This window comes from Burkholderia sp. Bp9143 (assembly GCF_003853645.1).
Classification (GTDB): domain Bacteria; phylum Pseudomonadota; class Gammaproteobacteria; order Burkholderiales; family Burkholderiaceae; genus Burkholderia.
This window is the reverse complement of the sequence record NZ_QTPO01000014.1, coordinates 18,702-39,778: the sequence shown is the minus strand read 5'-3', so window position 1 is coordinate 39,778 and position 21,077 is coordinate 18,702. Positions and strand designations below refer to the sequence as shown.

At 66.5% G+C, this 21,077-nt stretch carries 23 protein-coding genes; 14 read left to right on the top strand and 9 right to left on the bottom strand.

The features are described from left to right. The first annotated feature begins 104 nt into the window (after nt 1–104). Entirely contained in the window at nt 105–539 is a 435-nt protein-coding gene (locus DIE23_RS12855; protein ID WP_044846445.1) for a DUF1841 family protein, read from the top strand. Between the two features lie 72 nt (nt 540–611). On the opposite strand, the gene DIE23_RS12850 is transcribed toward DIE23_RS12855, so the two are convergent. Then, the gene (locus DIE23_RS12850; RefSeq protein WP_124612467.1) at nt 612–971 is read right to left on the bottom strand and encodes a cytochrome c; all 360 of its coding nucleotides are present in this window, start codon (nt 969–971) and stop codon (nt 612–614) included. 40 nt (nt 972–1,011) lie between these two features. Then, the gene (locus DIE23_RS12845; RefSeq protein WP_124612466.1) at nt 1,012–1,371 is read right to left on the bottom strand and encodes a cytochrome c; all 360 of its coding nucleotides are present in this window, start codon (nt 1,369–1,371) and stop codon (nt 1,012–1,014) included. A gap of 245 nt (nt 1,372–1,616) precedes the next feature. On the opposite strand from DIE23_RS12845, the gene DIE23_RS12840 reads away from it, so the two are divergent. The 5 genes from DIE23_RS12840 to DIE23_RS12820 all read left to right on the top strand — a co-directional run bounded on the left by DIE23_RS12840 (nt 1,617) and on the right by DIE23_RS12820 (nt 6,758). Next, a complete protein-coding gene (locus DIE23_RS12840) occupies nt 1,617–2,459 on the top strand; it encodes a MoxR family ATPase (protein WP_124612465.1) in 843 nt (280 codons plus the stop codon). A gap of 21 nt (nt 2,460–2,480) precedes the next feature. Then, nucleotides 2,481–3,656, top strand: a complete 1,176-nt coding sequence (locus tag DIE23_RS12835) for a VWA domain-containing protein (RefSeq protein WP_124612464.1) — start codon at nt 2,481–2,483, stop codon at nt 3,654–3,656. A 57-nt stretch (nt 3,657–3,713) separates the two neighbouring features. Then, nucleotides 3,714–4,925, top strand: a complete 1,212-nt coding sequence (locus DIE23_RS12830) for a benzoate/H(+) symporter BenE family transporter (RefSeq protein ID WP_124612463.1) — start codon at nt 3,714–3,716, stop codon at nt 4,923–4,925. Nucleotides 4,926–5,093: 168 nt separating this feature from the next. Next, nucleotides 5,094–6,047 (top strand): transaldolase, encoded by a 954-nt coding sequence (tal, locus tag DIE23_RS12825; RefSeq protein ID WP_124612462.1) that lies wholly within the window; start codon nt 5,094–5,096, stop codon nt 6,045–6,047. 255 nt (nt 6,048–6,302) lie between these two features. Then, a complete protein-coding gene (locus tag DIE23_RS12820; protein ID WP_124612461.1) occupies nt 6,303–6,758 on the top strand; it encodes a VOC family protein in 456 nt (151 codons plus the stop codon). 76 nt (nt 6,759–6,834) lie between these two features. On the opposite strand, the gene mctP is transcribed toward DIE23_RS12820, so the two are convergent. The 3 genes from mctP to DIE23_RS12805 all read right to left on the bottom strand — a co-directional run bounded on the left by mctP (nt 6,835) and on the right by DIE23_RS12805 (nt 9,740). After that, entirely contained in the window at nt 6,835–8,385 is a 1,551-nt protein-coding gene (gene mctP, locus DIE23_RS12815) for a monocarboxylate uptake permease MctP (RefSeq protein ID WP_124612460.1), read from the bottom strand. Then, complete coding sequence (locus tag DIE23_RS12810; protein WP_124612459.1) at nt 8,382–8,624, bottom strand: DUF3311 domain-containing protein; 243 nt, start codon at nt 8,622–8,624, stop codon at nt 8,382–8,384. Before DIE23_RS12810 ends, mctP begins: the two co-directional genes overlap by 4 nt. 198 nt (nt 8,625–8,822) lie before the next feature. After that, nucleotides 8,823–9,740 (bottom strand): spermidine synthase, encoded by a 918-nt coding sequence (locus DIE23_RS12805; protein WP_124612458.1) that lies wholly within the window; start codon nt 9,738–9,740, stop codon nt 8,823–8,825. A gap of 143 nt (nt 9,741–9,883) precedes the next feature. Here DIE23_RS12805 and DIE23_RS12800 point away from each other — a divergent pair, with 143 nt between their 5' ends. The 3 genes from DIE23_RS12800 to DIE23_RS12790 all read left to right on the top strand — a co-directional run bounded on the left by DIE23_RS12800 (nt 9,884) and on the right by DIE23_RS12790 (nt 11,702). Next, nucleotides 9,884–10,138 carry a hypothetical protein gene (locus tag DIE23_RS12800; protein WP_124612457.1) on the top strand — a complete coding sequence of 85 codons (255 nt, stop codon included), beginning with the start codon at nt 9,884–9,886 and terminating at the stop codon, nt 10,136–10,138. A 382-nt stretch (nt 10,139–10,520) separates the two neighbouring features. Beyond that, nucleotides 10,521–11,081, top strand: a complete 561-nt coding sequence (locus DIE23_RS12795) for a hypothetical protein (RefSeq protein ID WP_124612456.1) — start codon at nt 10,521–10,523, stop codon at nt 11,079–11,081. 33 nt (nt 11,082–11,114) lie between these two features. After that, complete coding sequence (locus DIE23_RS12790; protein WP_124612455.1) at nt 11,115–11,702, top strand: hypothetical protein; 588 nt, start codon at nt 11,115–11,117, stop codon at nt 11,700–11,702. A 96-nt stretch (nt 11,703–11,798) separates the two neighbouring features. Here DIE23_RS12790 and DIE23_RS12785 read toward each other — a convergent pair whose 3' ends face one another. The 4 genes from DIE23_RS12785 to DIE23_RS12770 form a co-directional block, all read right to left on the bottom strand. Beyond that, the gene (locus DIE23_RS12785; protein WP_124612454.1) at nt 11,799–12,275 is read right to left on the bottom strand and encodes a DNA-deoxyinosine glycosylase; all 477 of its coding nucleotides are present in this window, start codon (nt 12,273–12,275) and stop codon (nt 11,799–11,801) included. Then, complete coding sequence (locus tag DIE23_RS12780; protein WP_124612453.1) at nt 12,275–12,871, bottom strand: chorismate lyase; 597 nt, start codon at nt 12,869–12,871, stop codon at nt 12,275–12,277. The genes DIE23_RS12785 and DIE23_RS12780 overlap by 1 nt, the downstream gene beginning before the upstream one ends. An 8-nt stretch (nt 12,872–12,879) precedes the next feature. Continuing rightward, complete coding sequence (gene htpG, locus DIE23_RS12775; protein ID WP_124612452.1) at nt 12,880–14,778, bottom strand: molecular chaperone HtpG; 1,899 nt, start codon at nt 14,776–14,778, stop codon at nt 12,880–12,882. Nucleotides 14,779–14,936: 158 nt separating this feature from the next. Further along, nucleotides 14,937–16,397, bottom strand: a complete 1,461-nt coding sequence (locus tag DIE23_RS12770; RefSeq protein ID WP_124612451.1) for a PLP-dependent aminotransferase family protein — start codon at nt 16,395–16,397, stop codon at nt 14,937–14,939. 230 nt (nt 16,398–16,627) lie between these two features. Here DIE23_RS12770 and DIE23_RS12765 point away from each other — a divergent pair, with 230 nt between their 5' ends. The 5 genes from DIE23_RS12765 to DIE23_RS12745 all read left to right on the top strand — a co-directional run bounded on the left by DIE23_RS12765 (nt 16,628) and on the right by DIE23_RS12745 (nt 21,021). Continuing rightward, on the top strand, nt 16,628–17,320 hold the full coding sequence (locus tag DIE23_RS12765; RefSeq protein WP_124612450.1) for a VOC family protein: 693 nt from the start codon (nt 16,628–16,630) through the stop codon (nt 17,318–17,320). A gap of 55 nt (nt 17,321–17,375) precedes the next feature. Beyond that, on the top strand, nt 17,376–18,284 hold the full coding sequence (locus DIE23_RS12760) for a DMT family transporter (protein ID WP_006752871.1): 909 nt from the start codon (nt 17,376–17,378) through the stop codon (nt 18,282–18,284). Nucleotides 18,285–18,436: 152 nt separating this feature from the next. Then, nucleotides 18,437–19,618 carry a PLP-dependent aminotransferase family protein gene (locus DIE23_RS12755; protein ID WP_124612449.1) on the top strand — a complete coding sequence of 394 codons (1,182 nt, stop codon included), beginning with the start codon at nt 18,437–18,439 and terminating at the stop codon, nt 19,616–19,618. 34 nt (nt 19,619–19,652) lie between these two features. Continuing rightward, a complete protein-coding gene (locus tag DIE23_RS12750) occupies nt 19,653–20,120 on the top strand; it encodes a RidA family protein (protein WP_409364232.1) in 468 nt (155 codons plus the stop codon). Nucleotides 20,121–20,142: 22 nt separating this feature from the next. Continuing rightward, nucleotides 20,143–21,021, top strand: coding sequence for a PhzF family phenazine biosynthesis protein (locus DIE23_RS12745; protein WP_124612447.1), 879 nt, complete (start codon nt 20,143–20,145; stop codon nt 21,019–21,021). Nucleotides 21,022–21,077 lie beyond the last annotated feature (56 nt).

Below are 21,077 nucleotides of genomic sequence, written 5' to 3'. Positions count from 1 at the left end.
TATCCGCCCCGCCCGCGCACCACCCGCCGCCAGCACCGTGCGCCGTCCCGGCGTACAATGCGCGACGCGGCATGACGCCGCCCGAATCACGACGTTTCCCCACCATGTTCAATCCGAGTCGCGACGAAGTTCGTCGCTTTTTCACCGAGACCTGGCGCAAGCAGCGCGCCGGCGAGATCCTGACGCCGCTGGAAGCGATGGCAGCCGACTGGATCGTCGAGCACCCCGAATACCACGACGACCTCGCGGACGCCGACGGCGCCGCCGCGCGCAACTACACGCCCGAGGAAGGCCGCACGAACCCGTTCCTGCACCTGTCGATGCACCTCGCGATCAGCGAGCAGCTGTCGATCGACCAGCCGCCCGGCATCCGCGCCGCGCACGACAAGCTGGCCGCGAAGCTCGACTCGACGCACGAGGCGCAGCACATGATCATGGAATGCCTCGGCGAGACGATCTGGGAAGCGCAGCGCACCGGCACGCCGCCCGATACGGACGCGTACCTTCAGCGTATCCTGCGCCGCGCGTCGCGCGACTGAGCGCCGCGGACAAAAAAATACCCCGCCGCGGCGGGGTATTCTGGCTGCACGGACCGGGAAGGCCCGGCGCGCTTACTTCTTGAAGACGAGATCGGTCTCTTTCAGCGACTCGATGTAGGCCGCGATGTCCTTCATGTCGTTGACCGACAGGTTCTGGACCTGCGCCTGCATGATCGCGTTGTTGCGACCGAGCAGCGGGTTCGTCAGCCCCATCTGGTACTGGCGCATCGCCCACACGAGGTAGTCGGCGTGCTGGCCCGCGAGGCGCGGATACTCGGCGTTGATCGGCTTGTTCAGCTGCGCGCCGTGGCAGGCCGCGCAGTTGTGCGATTCGACCAGCTCCTTGCCCTTCGTGGTGTCCGCCGCATGCGCGGTACCGATCGCGAGGCCGGCCGCCAGTGCAACCGCCGCCGTCTTGAATGCGTTGTTCATGAATGCTCCTGTCCCGCCGGTCAGATCGGCGGCGCGCGCTTTACTTGTAGGGATTGTCCTTCGTGTCGGCCTTCTGGGCGGCGTAGTAGGCCGCCAGATCCGCGATGTCCTGGTCCGTCAGCGAACCGGCGATCGCGTTCATCGACGGGAAGTGACGATCCTTCTTGCGGTAGGCCTTCAGCGCGTTCTCGAGGTATTGCTCGTTCTGGCCGCCGATGACGGGCACCCGGTAGACCTCCGGGTAAGCCGCGCGGTAATCCTGGATGCCGTGGCAACCGATGCACATGGCGGCCTTGCTTGCCCCGTCCTTCGGGTTGCCGACCACACCGGCCGCCTGCGCGCTGCCCGCGAGCGCCACGAGCGCTGCGACAACGACGTGTTTGCCGACGAATTTGTTCATAGCTCTTGTAACCTAGCTTGAGGGGAAACTGGCGCCGAAGCGGCAACGGCCCGCGCCGTTTTGCTTATCGGATCGCCACGCAGGCCAAAAAAAACGGCCAGATTGTACCGCGTCGGCGGGGAACGCGTCCATATGGCGCCCCGGTCCGCCCCGCCGCAGCCCCGCAACGATACGCGGCCCCGGCCCAACCGGACAGCCCTTCTGACTTATACTGGGTTTTTTTGCGACCAGGAAAGAGCGCCGCCATGCGTTTCGAAGGATCCTCGCACTACGTCGCCACCGACGACCTGAAGCTCGCGGTCAACGCCGCGCTGACGCTGCAGCGCCCGCTGCTGATCAAGGGCGAGCCCGGCACCGGCAAGACCATGCTCGCCGAGGAAGTGGCGGCCGCGCTCGAGATGCCGCTGTTGCAGTGGCACATCAAGTCGACGACGAAGGCGCAGCAGGGCCTGTACGAATACGACGCGGTCTCGCGGCTGCGCGACTCGCAGCTCGGCGACGAGCGCGTGAAGGACATCTCGAACTACATCGTGCAGGGCGTGCTGTGGCAGGCGTTCAACGCCGAGCGCCCGAGCGTGCTGCTGATCGATGAAATCGACAAGGCCGACATCGAATTCCCGAACGACCTGCTGCGCGAGCTCGACCGGATGGAATTCCACGTGTACGAGACGCGCGAGACCGTGCGCGCGAAGCATCGCCCGCTCGTGATCATCACGTCGAACAACGAAAAGGAGCTGCCCGACGCATTCCTGCGCCGCTGCTTCTTCCACTACATCCAGTTTCCCGATCCGTCGACGATGCAGCAGATCGTCGCGGTCCATTTCCCGAACATCCGCGAGGAACTGCTGCGCGCGGCGCTCGAGAGCTTCTTCGAGTTGCGCGCCGTGTCGGGGCTGAAGAAGAAGCCGTCGACGTCCGAGCTGCTCGACTGGCTGAAGCTGCTGCTCGCCGAGAACATCCCGGCCGACGCGCTGCGCGGCGCCGACGCGAAGCAGATCGTGCCGCCGCTCGCAGGCGCGCTGCTGAAGAACGAGCAGGACCTGAGCCTGCTCGAGCGGCTCGTCTACATGAACCGGCACAACCGGTAAACCACCCGCGAAGGCCCGGCCATGCTGCTCAATTTCTTCTACGCGCTGCGCGCAGCCAAGCTGCCCGTCTCGGTGAAGGAATACCTGACGCTGCTCGAATCGCTGAAGGCCGGGCTGATCTCGCCGTCGATCGACGCGTTCTACTTCCTCGCGCGGATGACGCTCGTCAAGGACGAGCAGTACTTCGACAAGTTCGACCAGGCGTTCGGCGCATATTTCCACGGCGTGTCCGCGCTGCCGTCCGAAGCGTTCGACATTCCGCTCGACTGGCTCGAGAAGCGCCTCGAGCGCGAGCTGTCGCCGGAGGAAAAGGCGCAGATCGAAGCGATGGGCGGCCTCGACAAGCTGATGGAGCGCCTGAAGGCACTGCTCGACGAGCAGAAGGAACGCCACGAAGGCGGCAACAAGTGGATCGGCACCGGCGGCACGTCGCCGTTCGGGCACGGCGGCTACAACCCCGAAGGCATGCGCATCGGCGGCCCGTCGAACGGCAACCGCACCGCGGTCAAGGTGTGGGAGGCGCGCGCGTACCGCGACTACGACGATTCGGTCGAGATCGGCACGCGCAACATCAAGGTCGCGTTGCGGCGCCTGCGCCGCTTCGCGCGCGAAGGCGCGGCCGAGGAGCTCGACCTGCCCGGCACGATTCGCAGCACGGCCGCGAACGCGGGCTGGCTCGACCTGCGGATGGTGCCCGAGCGCCACAACAACGTGAAGGTGCTGATGCTGCTCGACGTCGGCGGCTCGATGGACGACCACATCAAGCGCACCGAGGAGCTGTTCTCGGCCGCGAAGGCCGAGTTCAAGCACCTCGAGTTCTACTACTTCCACAACTGCGTGTACGACCACCTGTGGAAAAACAACCGCCGCCGTCACTCGGAGCGCACCGCGACGTGGGACGTGCTGCACAAGTTCACGCCCGACTACAAGCTCATCTTCGTCGGCGACGCGACGATGAGCCCGTACGAGGTGCTGCAGCCCGGCGGCTCGGTCGAATACAACAATCCGGAGGCCGGCGCCGTCTGGCTGCGCCGCCTCGCCGACCAGTTCCACCACCATGCATGGCTGAACCCCGAGCCCGAGCGGCTATGGGAATACCGGCAATCCGTCTCGATCATTCGCGACGTGCTCGGTCAGCGCATGTACCCGCTCACGCTCGCGGGCCTCGAAACCGCGATGCGCGCACTCAGCAAGTAACGAACCCACCCTGCAGACACGAAGGCCGCGTCCGAGCGGCCTCCCCCCGGAGATAGCATGAACCCTTCGCCCACCGCGAGCGCTGGCCGCGCCGGCGGCCGCCGCTTTTTCACCGATACGTCCGTGTCCGCGCTCGTCGCCGGCTTCGTCGCGATGATGACGGGCTACACGAGCTCGCTCGTGCTGATGTTCCAGGCCGGTCGCGCCGCACACCTGACCGACGCGCAGATCTCGTCGTGGATCTGGGCACTGTCGATCGGCATGGCGCTGACGACGATCGGCCTGTCGCTGCGCTTTCGCGCGCCCGTCGTGGTCGCCTGGTCGACACCCGGCGCCGCGCTGCTGATCGCGTCGCTGCCCGGCGTGCCGTATCCCGAGGCCATCGGCGCGTTCGTCGTGTGCGCGCTGCTGCTGACCGCGATCGGCGTGAGCGGGCTGTTCGACACGCTGATGCGGCGCATTCCGGCCGGCATCGCGGCCGCCTTGCTCGCGGGCATCCTGTTCGAGATCGGCATCGAGATCTTCCGCGCCGCGCAGTTCCAGACCGCGCTCGTGCTCGCGATGTTCTTCACCTACCTGATCGTCAAGCGGCTCGCGCCGCGCTATGCGATCGTCACGACGCTGGTCGTCGGCACCGCGGTGGCCGGCGGCCTCGGCCTGCTCGACTTCAGCCGCTTCCATATCGCGCTCGCGCAGCCCGTGTTCACGATGCCAGCGTTCTCGCTCGCATCGATCGTCAGCATCGGCATTCCGCTGTTCGTCGTCGCGATGGCGTCGCAGAACGTGCCGGGCATCGCGGTGCTGCGCGCGGACGGCTATTCGACGCCGTCGTCGCCGCTGATCGCGACGACCGGCCTCGCGTCCTTGCTGCTCGCGCCGTTCGGCTCGCACGGCGTGAACCTCGCTGCGATCACCGCGGCGATCTGCACGGGCCCCGAAGCGCACGAGGATCACGCGAAGCGCTACACGGCCGCCGTGTGGTGCGGCACGTTCTACCTGATCGCCGGGATCTTCGGCGCGACGATCGCCGCGCTGTTCGCGGCGCTGCCGAAGGCGCTCGTCGTGTCGGTCGCCGCGCTCGCGCTGTTCGGCTCGATCATGAGCGGGCTCGCGAACGCGATGCAGGACGTGAAACAGCGCGAAGCCGCGCTCGTCACGTTCATGGTCACCGCGTCCGGCCTCACGCTGCTGTCGATCGGCTCGGCGTTCTGGGGGCTCGTCGCGGGGATCGTCACGCAGGTGATCCTGAACGCGCGTCGCCCCGCGTGATGCGGCGCGACGCCCGCCACGGCGGGCGCCGGACACGCCAAAACGTGTTCGACACGAATCGGGCCTAAAATGATGGATCGGAGGCGGCGCCCGGCGCCGCTTCGCTTCGCCGCCGCGCTCGCGCGGCCCGTGAGAACCCGGCGCCCCGCGCCCTTCTTCCGAATCGTCATGACTACCGCACTCGACCAGCTGAAGCAGTACACGACCGTCGTCGCCGACACGGGCGATTTCCAGCAGCTCGCGCAATACAAGCCGCAGGATGCGACCACGAACCCGTCGCTGATCCTGAAGGCCGTCCAGAAGGACGCGTACAAGCCGATCCTCGAGAAAACCGTCCGCGATCACCGCAACGAACCCTCCGATTTCATCATCGACCGCCTGCTGATCGCATTCGGCACGGAGATCCTGAAGCTGATCCCGGGCCGCGTGTCGACCGAGGTCGACGCACGCCTGTCGTTCGACACGCAGCGCTCGATCGACAAGGGTCGCGAACTCATCAAGCTGTACGAAGAGGCCGGCATCGGCCGCGAGCGCATCCTGATCAAGCTCGCGTCGACGTGGGAAGGCATTCGCGCCGCCGAGGTACTGCAGAAGGAAGGGATCAAGTGCAACATGACCCTGCTTTTCTCGCTCGTGCAGGCGGCCGCGTGCGCGGAAGCCGGTGCGCAACTGATCTCGCCGTTCGTCGGCCGCATCTACGACTGGTACAAGAAGCAGGCCGGCGCGGAGTGGAATGAAGAGCGGGACGGCGGCGCGAACGATCCGGGCGTGCAGTCGGTGCGCCGCATCTACACGTACTACAAGACGTTCGGCTACACGACCGAAGTGATGGGCGCGAGCTTCCGCACGACGAGCCAGATCACCGAACTCGCGGGCTGCGACCTGCTGACGATCAGCCCCGATTTGCTGCAGAAGCTGCAGGACAGCACCGACACGGTGGCGCGCAAGCTGTCGCCGGACGCGCTGTACGACAAGCCGACCGAGCGCGTCGCGATCGACGAGGCATCGTTCCGCTTCCAGCTGAACGACGAAGCGATGGCGACGGAAAAGCTGGCCGAAGGCATCCGCGTGTTCGCCGCCGATGCGGTGAAGCTCGAGAAGCTGATCGACGCGCTGCGCTGAACCACGTGCACGTGACGTGACGTGACGGCTGTCAGTTGAACTGTCAGCAACCCTGACAACAGCCGTCAGCAAGCGTGACGAACGGCCGCGAACCTCGTGTTCGCGGCCGTTTTTATTTTTCATTCCATCGTCAAGCGCGCGCACTACAATCCACGTCACGAGTGCGCTGGCCGCATCCCGGCGTGCTCTTCCCGGTCAATCTTGGAAGTACCCGGGCCGGCACCGACACGCCGACCCGGTCAACTGGAGACAACGATGCAAGTCCAACCGTACCTGACGTTCTACGGCCGCGCGGAAGAAGCGCTTCAGTTCTACGAAAAGGCGCTCGGCGCGAAGACGATGTTCAAGATGCACTTCAAGGATGCGCCGCCGAATCCCGATTACCCGATGTCGCCGGAGATGGCCGACAAGGTGATGCATGCGAGCTTCACGATCGGCGACTCGATGATCATGTGCTCGGACGGCGACTGCAGCCAGCCGGGCGGCGGCACGCATGCCGGCTATTCGCTGTCGCTGAACCCGGCGACGGTCGAGGAAGGCCAGAAGCTGTTCAATGCACTCGCCGACGGCGGCGAAGTGACGATGCCGTTCGGCAAGACGTTCTGGGCGCTCGGCTTCGGGATGGCGAAGGATCGCTTCGGCGTGCACTGGATGGTCAACGTCGAGGACCTGTCGCAACGCGAGGATCTCTCGAAACGCGCGCAGGGCTGACGCCAACGAAAACGCCCGCCACTTTGCGGTGGCGGGCGTCGTTGTTGCTGCGCGACACGCGGCCGCGCCGCCCGTATCAACCCTCGACGACGTCGAGATAATCCTCCGGCCGCGTGCGGTCCTCCGCATGCGCCATGCCCAGCACCCGCACCAGCACGCTCACCACCACCGCCACCACCAGGTTCACGACCAGCGACCACACGGCCGCGTAGCCGGGAATCGCGAGACCGAACAGGTGGATCGTGAAGATCGAACTGGCCAGCTTCAGCGAGATCGCCATCCACGTACCGCACACGATGCCGGCCGCCCAGCCGGCCAGCAGGCCGCGATAGTCGAGCACGCGCGTGTACAGGCCGAGCACGATCGCCGGCAGCGTCTGGATGATCCAGATCCCGCCGAGCAGTTGCAGCTGGATCGCATAGGTCAGCGGCAGCCCGAGGATGAACGCGACCGCGCCGACCTTCACGATCAGCGACACGAGCTTCGCGACGTGCGTCTCCTGGTCGTGCGTCATGTTGCGGTTCACGAACTCGCGGTGGATGTTGCGCGTGTACAGGTTCGCGGCCGCGATCGACATGATCGCCGCCGGCACCAGCGCGCCGATGCCGATCGCCGCGAACGCGACGCCGACGAACCACGACGGGAAATACTCGAGGAACAGCGCGGGCACCGCGAAATTCGGGCCGAACGCCTTGAAGTACGGCGCGTACTGCGGCATGTCCTTCACGCCCGCCGCGAGCGCCATGTAGCCGAGCAGCGCGAGCAGGCCGAGCACGAACGAGTACGCGGGCAGCATCGCCATGTTGCGGCGGATCGAGTTACCCGACGCCGACGACAGGATCGCCGTGACCGAGTGCGGATACAGGAACAGTGCGAGCGCGGAGCCGATCGCGAGTGTCGCGTAAGCACTGTAGCCGTTCAGGCTCATCGCGTCGGGCGCCTTCAGCAGCAGCTTCGCCGGCGGCACCGACGCGAAGATGTGCCCGAAGCCGCCGAGCTTCGCCGGGATCACGATGACCGCCGCGGCGATCGTGATGTAGATCAGGATGTCCTTCACGATCGCGATCATCGCGGGCGCGCGCAGCCCCGACGTGTACGTGTACGCGGCCAGGATCGCGAACGCGATGATGAGCGGCAGGTCGCCGACGAAGCCCGTCGTGTCGAAGCCGAGCGCGCCGATCACGACTTCGATGCCGACGAGTTGCAGCGCGATGTACGGCATCGTCGCGACGATGCCCGTCACCGCGATCGCGAGCGCGAGCATCCGGCTGCCGTAGCGTGCGTTCACGAAGTCGGCGGCCGTCACGTAGCCGTGGCGCTTCGCGATGCTCCACAGCTTCGGGAACACGATGAACGCGAACGGGTAGATCAGGATCGTGTACGGCAGCGCGAAGAAGCCCATCGCGCCGGCGCCGAACACGAGCGCGGGCACCGCGACGAACGTGTAGGCCGTGTAGAGGTCGCCTCCGAGCAGGAACCACGTGACGATCGTGCCGAAGCGGCGGCCGCCGAGGCCCCATTCGTCGAGGTGGGCGAGATCGCCGCGCCGCCAGTTCGCGGCCAGGAAACCGATGATCGTGACGCCGATGAACAGGAGTACGAAGACGAAGGTCGCGCCGAGATTCATCGTGCACCTCCGTGCGGGCCGCGCGCCTTCCACGCGTTCTTGGTCTTGAAATAGACGAACGCGGTGATCACCGCGCTAATGAACACCCACAGCAGCTGGTACCAGTAGAAAAACGGAAAACCGAACCATTGCGGTTCGATCTTGCTGTACGACGGTACCCACACCATCGCGATCAGCGGCAGCACCAGCAGCCAGAGCCAGCGCTTGGCGGCCCGATTGGCGTCGGCATCGTGAGCCATGACGTCTCCTCATCTTTCCCGGTTATCGATCTTGTTGAGCGGGTACGGCGGCGAGAGGAGCGGCAAAACGGGTAGGCTGCGGCTCCCCCAGCTTCGCGCCAGTATAGGAGCCGCGAGCGCGCGGTCAAGCGGGGGCGAACCCGAGGTGATCCGCCCCCAGTCATGCGGTTGCACCGGCATGCGGCCGGCGCATGAGCGTCAGATCGCGAACGAGGATTCGCGTGCGCCCGTCGTTTCTTTCAAGGCTTTCACCCACTTGCGCGCGGGCAGCTTCAGCGTGTCCTCGATCAGCTTCGCGCGTGCTTCCAGTTGCGCGAACGGCACGTCGAGCGCGGGGCCCGAGAACGCGATCGCGATCCGGTTGCCGTCGTGCACTTCCGGCAGCGCGATCACGCGATGGTCGAACGCCGCGTTCAGGTGCTTCATGTTGCGCACGAAGCTCGGATGGTCGCCGAACAGATTGATCGTCGCGATGCCCGCGTCGGCGAGGCAGCCGCGCACCGCGCGGTAGAACGCGACGCTGTCGAGCACCGGGCCGCGCGCGGTCGCGTCGTACAGGTCGATCTGCAGTGCGCCCGTCGTGCCGCGGTTGGCCGGATCGTTGACGAAGTCCCACGCGTCGGCTTCGTGCACGACGAGGCGTGCGTCATCGGGCGGCAGCGCGAACATCGTACGCGCGGCGACGATCACGGCCGGGTTCAGTTCGACGGCCTCGACCTTCGCGTGCTGCAGGAAGCGGTGCGAGAACTTGGTCAGCGCGCCGGTGCCGAGCCCGAGCTGGACGATCCGCTCGGGCGTTTCGAGGAACAGCAGCCACGCCATCATCTGCTGCGCGTATTCGAGTTCGATGGCGAGCGGCTTCGAAATCCGCATTGCGCCCTGCACCCATTCGGTACCGAAGTGCAGGAAGCGCACGCCGCGCTCTTCCGAGAACGTGACGGGCGCGAAGCGCGGCTTGCGCGGTGCTTCGAGGACGGGCACGTCGTCGTGTTCGCCGATGTCGGGGCGGCGCTTCACGCGCGGCGGCTGGAGCTTGTCGGAGCCGTTGTAGGCGGACGGCTTGCGTTTCTTGAACGCGCGCGCCTCGGCGGACGCGCGCTTGATCAGTCGGGTCATGATTGAATCTCGCTGGGTGACGCTGGATGAGCGGACGAGAGGATAGCATTGGTGAGGGGAGTCGCGGCCGTGCCGCACAGTCGGCCCGCCGGACCTCGAATCCCCGTGGCACCATGCTGCATGCGCCGATCGAAGGAGGACACATGACCTCGAACGACAAAAAGATCTGGTTTCCGGCAAAGCGCTACGGATGGGGCTGGGGATTGCCGGTAGCCTGGCAGGGCTGGGTCGTGCTGCTGCTGTTCGCGATCGGGATTATCGCGTGCGCGTGGTGGGTGCCGCCGCACCGATCGCCGATTGCATACGGTGCATGCATCGTGGTGTTGGTCGCGCTGTTGACTGCCGTTTGCTGGATCAAGGGCGAAAAGCCCAGCTGGAGATGGGGCAAGGACGATTGAGCGCCGGAGCGACGTCCGTCCGCGCCAACCGGATCGGCGTCGATCGTGAATCGGCCGCCACTGCACCAGCTTCTGCTCGAACGACAGCATCGCATTCGCGCGGCTCGCCGCGCACCGCACCGAGCAACCGCCAGAACTGATCGATGATCTGGCCCATTCGACATCGAACCGGAACCGCCTCGGCTTGCCTGCCCGCCTTGGACCCGGTGCGTCGTTTCCGTTCATTCAAGATTCGCGGTTCCGTGCCGATATTCCCGAACGGAGGCCAAAATCGAATTCCACCAGACAAGACCTCACGTGCCCATCCGCCGTTCGCGCATCGGGCCGCATTGCTTTACAGCCCCCGCGTAAGCCAATTTTAATAATCAGAGGTAGTTCAAATATGCGCAACGTTGTCCGTACAGTCGGCCTGATCACGCCGATTGTGCTATTGGCCGCTTGTTCGATGGTTGCTCCGCCGTATTCCCCCGCTGTCGACAATATCCAGGCGCTCAAGAACGTCGCTACCGCACACGCGAAGATCGGCACGTTCGAATCCCAAACGGATACCACCAATCGGTATCCGGTCCCGTTGCGCGCCAACCTGATGAAATCCCCGGTTGGTGATTCGTTCGGCGCATATCTTGCCGACGCGATGACGAAGGAATTGCTGCTGGCCGGCAAGCTCTCGCCGCAAAGCGATGTCGAGATCAAGGCGACGCTCTTGGAAAACGACATCGACGTCGGTATGGCAACCGGCGCCGCGAGACTGTCGGCGCGCTTTATCGTGATGCGCGCCGGCGCCGTGCGCTACGACAAGGTCAAATCCGCGCGCACGCAATGGGATTCGGCGTTCGCGGCAATGATTGCCGTACCGAAAGCGCGCGAAGAGTATCCGCTCGCCGTACAGAAGTTGCTCGGCGAGCTATACGCCGATCCCGCCTTCCTCGAGGCAATTCAATAACGTTACCAACCACACGACGAGAGACCAAGCACAATGGCATTGATTCGAATGATTGCAGTCGCAACCGTGGTCGCGGCATTGTCCGGCTGCGCGCACGAAATTTCGCTGACCGGCGACGCGAACAAGATTCCGGCCCTGTCGACATCGCCGCTCGACAAGACGGTGGGTCTGGTCATCACGGATGATCAGTTGTCGCGGGAAGTGATCACGCCCGGCGGGGGAGGCGACAAGGTCAGCTATCGCCCATACCACGACCTTGAATTGCCGATTTACATCGGTCTCGGCCACGTATTCAAGAACGTGACCAAACTCAAGAGTGCGCCCGACGCAGCAACGATTCAGGCCAAGCATCTCGATTACGTGATCACGCCGACGATCAAGACGACGTCGTCGTCCCCCAGCCCGTTCACGTGGCCGCCCACGGATTTCTCGGTCTCGCTCGCCTGCACCGTCGCGGATCCGAGCGGTCAGACCGTGGTCACTGCGGACGTGACCGGTACCGGCCACGCGGAGTTCAGCGAATTCAAACGCAACTTCGGCCTTGCCGGGCAGCTTGCCACGGCCGATGCGGTGTCCAAACTGCAATCCGCGCTGGCAAAGGCGCCCGAGTTGCAAAAGTAAGACAGGCACGGTGCGGCTACGCCGCACTGCCCACGCGCGATTCAACCGAGTCGATCGCGGCGCTTCCGATCCTGGAATGAGAATTCGCCATCGCGGTCAGCGGCGGATTCCCTGCCAAAAGACGAGCTTCTGATCGAAAGAAAGCGTCGCGTTCGCCGGGCTCGACGAAGGCAGCACGAGCGTCTCGTACCCGGCCTGGCCGATCACCTCGGCAAAGCGCCCCGCCGTCTTCCCGTTGAAACACACTTTCTTCAGCAACGGCGCATGCTCGCGCAACGACGCGAAGTCGTTCGGTTTCGCGTTGCGGATCGCAGAATCGAGACTCCCTTGCCGATGGCACGCATCGAGGACATCCCAGATGCCGATGCCGTGCGAAAGCACGCGCTCGAGGCGCACTTCATAAGCAAGCTCGTGCAGCCCGGGCTCGCCGAGCACCGCACCCAACAGTCGCCAGAACTGATTGCGCGGATGCGCGTAGTACTGCGCGGCATCGAGCGACGCCTCGCCCGGAAAGCTGCCGAGGATCATCGTGTGCGTATTCGGCCCGACGACCGGCGGAAAGCCTTGCAGCATCACACTGCTGCGCGCGGTCCGACGGATCCCGGCCCGTCGCCGTGCGCATCGAGATGACGCCACAGCGCCGGCAGCATGCATTCGGTGACCATCAAAGGCTTGCCGTGCCGCTGGAACACCGAGCGCCGCGCGACGAACGCATGGGGCGCCCGCGCACCCTGCAATGCATGGCTCGCGAGCGTATACAGCGGATGACCGGCGATCACGCGCCGGCTGACGAGCGCGGAGCGCTCGACCTGCGGATCGCTATACAGCAGCTCCGCGAGCGGCCGCGTGCGCAACCGCCGCATCGCCTGCCAGACACCCTTGCTGGCCGCGAGCGGCGCGATGCTGTGCGCGGCGACGTACGGTGTGCCGTCGACCGACAGGATCACCTCGCGCACCCACATCGGCGCGCGCGGCGCACTGTCGAGCGCGTCCGGCTCGTCGAACCACGGACAGTCGACGGCCTCGCGCGTCACGCGCACGTTCACGCTGCCGAGCCGCGCGAGATGCGCGGTCAGCGAACCGCCGCGCGTCAGCCAGTCGCGCTGGTCGAGCGTGCAGCCGGGCCGGGGCGTTTCGCGCCAGCCCGCCCGTGCACCGTCGAATCGCATCCGCGCGTTCACGCGGTGCGCGACAGCAGCAGCGCGTTGGTCCGCTTCACGAAGCTCGCCGGATCGTCGAGCATCCCGCCTTCGGCCAGCAATGCCTGGTCGAACAGCAGATGGCACCAGTCGCCGAAATTGCCGCTGTCGGCGTTCAGCTGCTTCACGAGCGCGTGCTCGGGGTTGATCTCGAGGATCGGCTGCATCGCCGGCGCGTTCTGGCCGGCCGCCTTCAGCATCCGCTGCAGGTAGCCGCTCATGTCGTTGTCGTCCGCGACGAGGCACGACGGCGAATCGGTCAGGCGGAACGTGACGCGCACTTCCTTGACCTTGTCGCCGAGCGCTTCCTTCATCTTCTCGACGACCGGCTTGATCGCCTCGCCCGCCTGCTCCTGCGCCTTCTTTTCCTCGTCGTTCAGCTCGCCGAGGTCGAGATCGCCGCGGGCAACGCTCGCGAGCGGCTTGCCGTCGAATTCATGCAGGAACGACAGCATCCATTCGTCGACGCGATCGGTCAACAGCAGCACCTCGACACCCTTCTTGCGGAACACTTCCAGATGCGGGCTGTTCTTCGCGGCCTGCCATGTATCGGCGGTCACGTAGTAGATCTTGCTCTGCTCGGTCTTCATGCGCGACACGTAGTCGGCGAGCGACACGTCCTGCGCGTCGGTGTCGCCGTGCGTCGACGCGAAGCGCAGCAGCTTCGCGATGCGCTCGCGGTTCGCGTGATCCTCGCCGAGGCCTTCCTTCAGCACCTGCCCGAACGCGCTCCAGAACGTCTTGTACTTCTCCTTGCCGGCATCCTCTTCCGCGTTCGCGAGTTCCTCGAGCATCGACAGCGCGCGCTTCGTCACGCCTTCGCGGATCGCCTTCACGTCGCGGCTTTCCTGCAGGATTTCACGCGACACGTTCAGCGGCAGGTCGGCCGAATCCACGACGCCCTTCACGAAGCGCAGGTATTGCGGCAGCAGCTGCTCGGCGTCGTCCATGATGAACACGCGCTTCACGTACAGCTTCAGGCCGCCGCGGTAGTCGCGGTTCCACATGTCGAACGGCGCGTGCGCCGGGACGAACAGCAGTTGCGTATACTCGCTGCGACCCTCGACGCGGTTGTGCGTCCACGTGAGCGGATCCTGGTGGTCATGCGCGACGTGCTGGTAGAACTGCGTGTACTGCTCGTCGGTGACGTCGCTCTTCGAACGCGTCCACAGCGCGCTCGCCTGGTTGACGGTCTCGTCCTCGTCCTTCAGGACCATCTCGCCCTTTTCCTGATCCCACTCTTCCTTCCGCATCAGGATCGGCAGCGCGATGTGATCGGAATACTTCTGGATGATCGACTTCAGGCGATGCGACGACAGCAGCTCGTCCTCGCCTTCGCGCAGGTGCAGCGTGATCGTCGTGCCGCGCTGCGCGCGCTCGATCGCGTCGATCGTGAAATCGCCTTCGCCCGCGCTTTCCCAGCGCACGGCTTCGTTCGCCGGCAGGCCGGCGCGGCGCGTCTCGACGGTGATCTTGTCCGCAACGATGAAGCCCGAGTAGAAGCCGACACCGAACTGGCCGATCAGCGCCGCATCCTTCTGCTGGTCGCCGGACAGCTTCGTGAAGAATTCCTTGGTGCCCGAACGCGCGATCGTGCCGAGGTTCGCGATCGCCTCGTCGCGGCTCATGCCGATGCCGTTGTCCTCGATCGTGATCGTGCGGGCGGCCTTGTCGAAGCCGATGCGGATGCGCAGGTTCGGATCGTTCTCGTACAGCGCGTTGTCCGCGAGCCCTTCGAAACGCAGCTTGTCGGCCGCGTCGGACGCGTTCGACACCAGTTCGCGCAGGAAGATTTCCTTGTTGCTGTAGAGCGAATGAATCATCAGGTGGAGGAGTTGCTTGACCTCTGCCTGAAAGCTCATCGTTTCGTGTGCCATGGATGCTGTTTCCTCTTACTTGAACTTGAATGGTGTGGCGCAGGCGCCCGGCGCGCGATGCCGGCGGGCCCGTCAAGGACGACCGCCTGGCGCAGGCGGTTTGGGCGGGTATCTGGGGACGGGCGACCGGATTTCAAGGGGCGGCGTGCCGCCCGCCATCACGACGCGCGCCGCGTCGCCGACTCGATGTAGCGTGCGAGAAACCCCGGCAGCGCCGGATCGCCGCAGTTCGCGACGTTGAAGCGCGTCCACGTCGACGTCGACTGCTGCGGCGAGAACAGGCTCCCCGGCGTCAGCAGGAACCCTTCCTCGTGCGCGGCGGCCGCGAGCGCGTCCGAATCGACGCCCGTGTCGGCCCACAGGAACATCCCGGCCGCCGGCATCGTGAAAAGCCGCAGCCCGGTGCGTTCGAGCATCCGCGCGGTCTTGTCGCGCACACCGTCGAGCCGCGTGCGCAGCCGCTCGACGTGACGCCGGTAATGCCCTTCGGTTAGGATCTTGTACAACACGCGCTCGTTGAGCTCCGGCGTCGTCATCCCGACCAGCATCTTCTGGTCGGTAACCGCCTTCGCGATCTCCGGCGCGCAGGCGACATAGCCGACCCGCAAATTCGCCGCGAGCGTCTTCGAATAGCTGCCCAGGTAGATCACGCGCTTCAACTGGTCGAGGCTCGCGAGCCGCGTGGCCGGGTAGCTCGGCGGGCACAGGTCGCCGTACACGTCGTCCTCGACGACGAGGAAGTCGTACGCCTCCGCGAGTTTCAGGATCCGGAACGCCTGCGCGGCCGACAGCGACGTGCCGGTCGGGTTCTGCAGCACCGAATTGATCACGAGCATCTTCGGTCGCCACATCTGCACGAGCGTTTCCAGCGCGTCGAGATCGGGGCCGTCGGGCGTATAGGGCATCCCGACCAGTTGCGCGCCCTGCGACGCGAAGCGGCCGAACATCTGGAACCACGCGGGATCGCCGACGATCACCGCATCGCCGGGCCGCACGTAGATCCGCGAGATCAGGTCGATCGCCTGCGTGATACCCGACACCATCACGAGCTGCTCGGGCTTCGCGCCGATCTCGACTTCCGCGAGGCGCGTCTGCAGTTGCTGGCGCAGCGGCAGGAAGCCCTGCGCGGTGCCGAAACCGAGCATCTGCGCGCCCGACTGGCGCCCGAGCGCGCGCAGCGCACCGGTGATCAGCTCGCCGTCGAGCCAGCGGCCCGGCAGGTAGCCGAGACCCGGCCCTTTTTCCGGACTGACGGTATGCAACATGTTGCGCAGCAGCCAGACCACGTCGATCGTGTTGTGCACCGGCGCGGCCTCGGCCACGCGCACCACGTTGTCGGCCGGCTGCGGGCCGGTGGCCGTGCGCTCGCGCACGTAGAAACCCGAGCCGCGCCGCGAGTCGAGGTAGCCCTGCGCGACGAGCCGCTCGTATGCCTCGACGACGGTGAAACGCGACACGCTCTTGTCGAGCGCGAGCTTGCGGATCGACGGCATCCGCATGCCGGGCCGGAACACGCGTTCGTCGATACGGCGCCGCGCCCACTGGACGAGCTGGTCGACGAGCGTGAGCGTGGCCGTATCGTGCGGCGCGGGAATCTGGGCGAGTGGGACGGTGGACATGGGCGGCAGCTCCAACTGTACCGAAGGCTATCGCGCCGATTGTACCGTTACTGTGCCGGTGCCGACGATTACAGTTGACCGCAATGGCGATCGTGCGGCCGCCGTTCCGGCCCCGCCAAACGCGGGTCGGCACCGCCCGGCTTGCATCGCCGCCCGGGCCCCGGCCGGCCGCCCGACCACCCGGCGCATCGCCTGCCTACCATGACACTTTCGCTTCCCGACCGACGTTCATGCCAGCCCGCTCCCTGACCCTCGACCATCTCGTGATCGCCGCGCGCACGCTCGACGAAGGCGTGCGCCATGTCGCCGACGCGCTCGGCATCGAACCGGCCGGCGGCGGCCGCCATCCGCTGATGCGCACCCATAACGCGCTGTTCGGCGCGTGGGGCGGGCTGTATCTCGAAGTGATCGCGATCGATCCCGACGCGCCAGCCACGGGTGAGGACGCCACGCCGCCGCGCGCGCGGCTGTTCGGCCTCGACGATCCGGCAATGCACGCACGGCTCGCGCAGGGCCCGTTCCTCGCGCACTGGGTCGCGCGCGTCGACCGCCCGCGCCAGCTCGCGTTGTGGCAAAGCCAGTACCCCACGCGCATCGCGCCGGTCGTCGCCATGCGGCGCGGCGACCTGAGCTGGGGCCTCACGGTGCCCGACGACGGCGCGTTCCCCACGTGGCAAGGCGTGGGCGACGGCCTCGTGCCGTCGCTGATCCAGTGGGACAGCCCACGCCATCCGGCCGAATCGCTGCCGAACGACGGCATCGCGCTGAAGGCGCTCAAGGGCGTCCACCCGCGTGCGGACGCCATTCGCGAGCAGCTCGACTGGCTCGGCGCCGGCCATCTGATCGAACTCGAAACCGGCGACGGCCCGCCCGCGCTCGTCGCCGAATTCGACACGCCGCAGGGCGCGCGCACGCTGCGCTGAACGCCCTGCCGCCCCTTCGATTACACGAACCCAGCAATACGGAGACACCCAGTACATGAATTCGCGCGAAACCCGGGGCATGCTGCTCGGCCTCATCGGCGTGATGATCTTCAGCCTCACGCTGCCGATGACGCGTATCGTCGTCTCCGAACTCAATCCGCTGCTGAACGGGCTCGGCCGCGCGCTCGCCGCGTCGGTGCCGGCCGGCCTGCTGCTGTGGTGGCGCCGCGAACGGCTGCCGACCCGCGCGCAGCTGAAAAGCCTCGCGGTCGTGTCGGCGGGCGTGATCATCGCGTATCCGGTGTTCTCCGCGTGGGCGATGAAAACCGTGCCGGCCTCGCACGGCGCGGTCGTGAACGGCCTGCAGCCGCTGTTCGTCGCGCTGTACGCGGCGTGGCTGTCGCACGAACGGCCGTCGAAGGCGTTCTGGGCCAGCGCACTGGCGGGCAGCGCGCTCGTGATCGCGTTCGCGCTGCGCGACGGCGGCGGCACGGTGCAGGCCGGCGACGCGCTGATGCTCGTCGCGGTCGGCATCGGCGCGCTCGGCTATGCGGAAGGCGCGCGCCTCGCGCGCCAGATCGGCGGCTGGCAGGTGATCTGCTGGGCACTCGTCGTATCCGCGCCGTTTCTCGTGCTGCCGGTCGGCTGGCTCGCGTGGACGCAGCACGTCGCGCACCCTGCACCGCTCGCACTGCGCACCTGGCTCGCCTTCGGCTACGTGACCCTTTTTTCGCAATTCATCGGCTTTTTCGCGTGGTACGCCGGGCTCGCCATGGGCGGCATCGCGCGCGTCGGCCAGGTGCAACTGCTGCAGATCTTCTTCACGATCGCCTTTTCCGCGCTGCTGTTCGGCGAAACGGTGACGCCGTCGACGTGGCTGTTCGCGGCCGCCGTGATCGCGACCGTGATGCTCGGCCGGCGCTCGGCGGTGGCCACGGCCCCGCGTCCCGCTCGCGCCGGTTGATGAGGTGCGCCATAATGTTCGTTTTGCCTGAACGGTTTTGCCCACCCGGCCGCGACGGCTCGATCGCGCTCCCGCACGCCCACCCGGCTGCGCCGACGCAATCCGCCTGATCGACCTTTCTTGACTGACCACGATATCCGAACGAGGAGACTATGAATCCGAGCGACCTGCATCCGCCGCACTGGCAGCTTTCCGAACGCGCCCGCAAGCTGACGAGCTCTGCGATCCGCGAGATCCTGAAGGTCACGGAACGCCCCGAGGTCATCTCGTTCGCAGGCGGCCTGCCCGCTCCCGCGACGTTCCCGGCCGAACGCATGCGCGCCGCGGCCGACCGCGTGCTGCGCGATGCGCCCGCCGCCGCACTCCAGTACAGCGCGACCGAAGGCTACCTGCCGCTGCGCGAATGGATCGCCGAGCGCTACAGCGTGCGCGTGTCGCAGGTGCTGATCACGACCGGCTCGCAGCAGGCGCTCGACCTGCTCGGCAAGGCGCTGATCGATCCGGACAGCCCGATCCTCGTCGAAACCCCGACCTACCTCGGCGCGCTGCAGTCGTTCTCGCTGTACGAGCCGCGCTACGTGCAGGTGCCGACCGATGAGCAGGGCCTGCTGCCCGAGGGCCTCACGCCCGACCTGACGCAAGGCGCGCGCCTGCTGTACGCGCAGCCGAACTTCCAGAACCCGACCGGCCGCCGCCTGCCCGTCGAGCGCCGCCGCGCGCTCGCCGCGTTCGCGCAGTCGAGCCCGTTCCCGGTGCTGGAAGACGACCCGTACGGCGCACTGAACTACCAGGGCGAGCCGCTGCCGACGATGCTGTCGATGGCACCGGACCACGTCGTGCACCTCGGCACGTTCTCGAAGGTGCTCGCGCCGGGCCTGCGGATCGGCTACATCATTGCCCCCGAGGAACTCCACTTCAAGCTCGTGCAGGCCAAGCAGGCCACCGACCTGCACACGCCGACGCTCACGCAGCGCATCGCGCACGAAGTGATCAAGGACGGCTTCCTCGACGAGCACATCCCGACGATCCGCCAGCTGTACGGCGCGCAATGCGAGGCGATGCTCGCGTCGCTCGCGCGTCACATGCCGGAAGGCGTCACGTGGAACCGCCCGGACGGCGGCATGTTCATCTGGGTGAACCTGCCCGCGCAGATCGACAGCATGAAGCTGCTCGAGGCCGCGGTCGACAACCACGTCGCCTTCGTGCCGGGCGCGCCGTTCTTCGCGAACGACCCGCAGCAGAACACGCTGCGCCTGTCGTTCGTGACGGTGCCGCCGGAAAAGATCGAGGAAGGCGTCGCGCGCCTCGGCAAGCTGCTGCGCGAGCGTCTCTGATCCCCTTTTTCCCTGTCACGACTCTCTACGAGGAATCGAACACATGGCTAACGTCTACGACAAACTGAAGTCGCTCGGCATCGAGCTCCCGACCGCCGGCGCACCGGCTGCCGCCTACGTGATGAGCGCGCAAAGCGGCAACACGGTCTACCTGTCGGGCCACATCGCCAAGAAGGACGGCAAGGTCTGGGCAGGCAAGCTCGGCGCCGACCTGCAGACGGAAGACGGCAAGGCGGCTGCGCGCTCGATCGCGATCGACCTGCTCGCGACGCTGCACGCGCACACCGGCGACCTGAACAAGGTCACGCGCATCGTGAAGCTGATGAGCCTCGTCAACTCGGCGCTCGACTTCACCGAACAGCACATCGTGACGAACGGTGCGTCGGAACTGATCGCCGAAGTGTTCGGCGACGCAGGCAAGCACGCGCGTTCGGCGTTCGGCGTCGCGCAGATTCCGCTCGGCGCATGCGTCGAGATCGAACTGATCGCCGAAGTCGCGTAAGTCACGTCACGTGACCGCCACGATGACCCGCCGCGTCCGCTTCAAGCAGGTCGACGTCTTCACGTCGGTGCCGTTCAAGGGCAACCCGCTCGCCGTCGTATTCGACGCCGACTCGCTCGGCGACGACGACATGCTCGCGATCGCCCGCTGGACGAACCTGTCGGAAACGACGTTCGTGTGCACGCCGACCGATCCGGAGGCCGATTACCGCGTCCGGATCTTCACGCCGGGCGGCGAACTGCCGTTCGCCGGCCACCCGACGCTCGGCACCGCGCACGCGTACCTGGAAAGCGGCGCGCGGCCGCGCACGCCGGGCCGGCTGATCCAGCAGTGCGGGGTCGGCCGGGTCGAACTGCGCGAACAGGCCGATGGCTGGGCATTTGCCGCGCCGCCGGCACGGTTCACGCCGCTCGACCGATCGGACTACCCGGTGCTCGCGGCCGCGTTGCGCAGCGACGCGATCGACCCGGATGCCGAACCTTGCGCGGTCGACAATGGCGCGCCGTGGCTCGTGGTGCGGCTCACGTCGGCCGAGGCCTGCATCGGCCTCGCCCCCGATCCGGCCGCGCTCGAGGCGATCACCCACCGCTACGGCGCGCACGGCCTCGCGGCCTACGCGCCCCATCCGGACGGCGACCCCGCGACGTTCGAAATCCGGTGCCTGATGACGGGCGGCGGTTTCGGCACCGGCGAGGATCCCGTCACCGGCAGCGCGAATGCCGCGCTGGCCGGGTTGCTGAGCCGCCAGCAGCGCCACCCCGGCACCTCGTATACCGCCCGCCAGGGCACGGCGATCGGCCGCGACGGCCGCATTGCCGTGCGCTATGACGACGACGGCACGATCTGGATCGGCGGCCACGTCGTGACGGTCGTCGACGGCACGTTCCAGGCGCCCGCCTGACGTTTCGCCATGTGCGATGGCGCCGGCCCGGCCAGCGCCCTACGATTCCCCCGGCT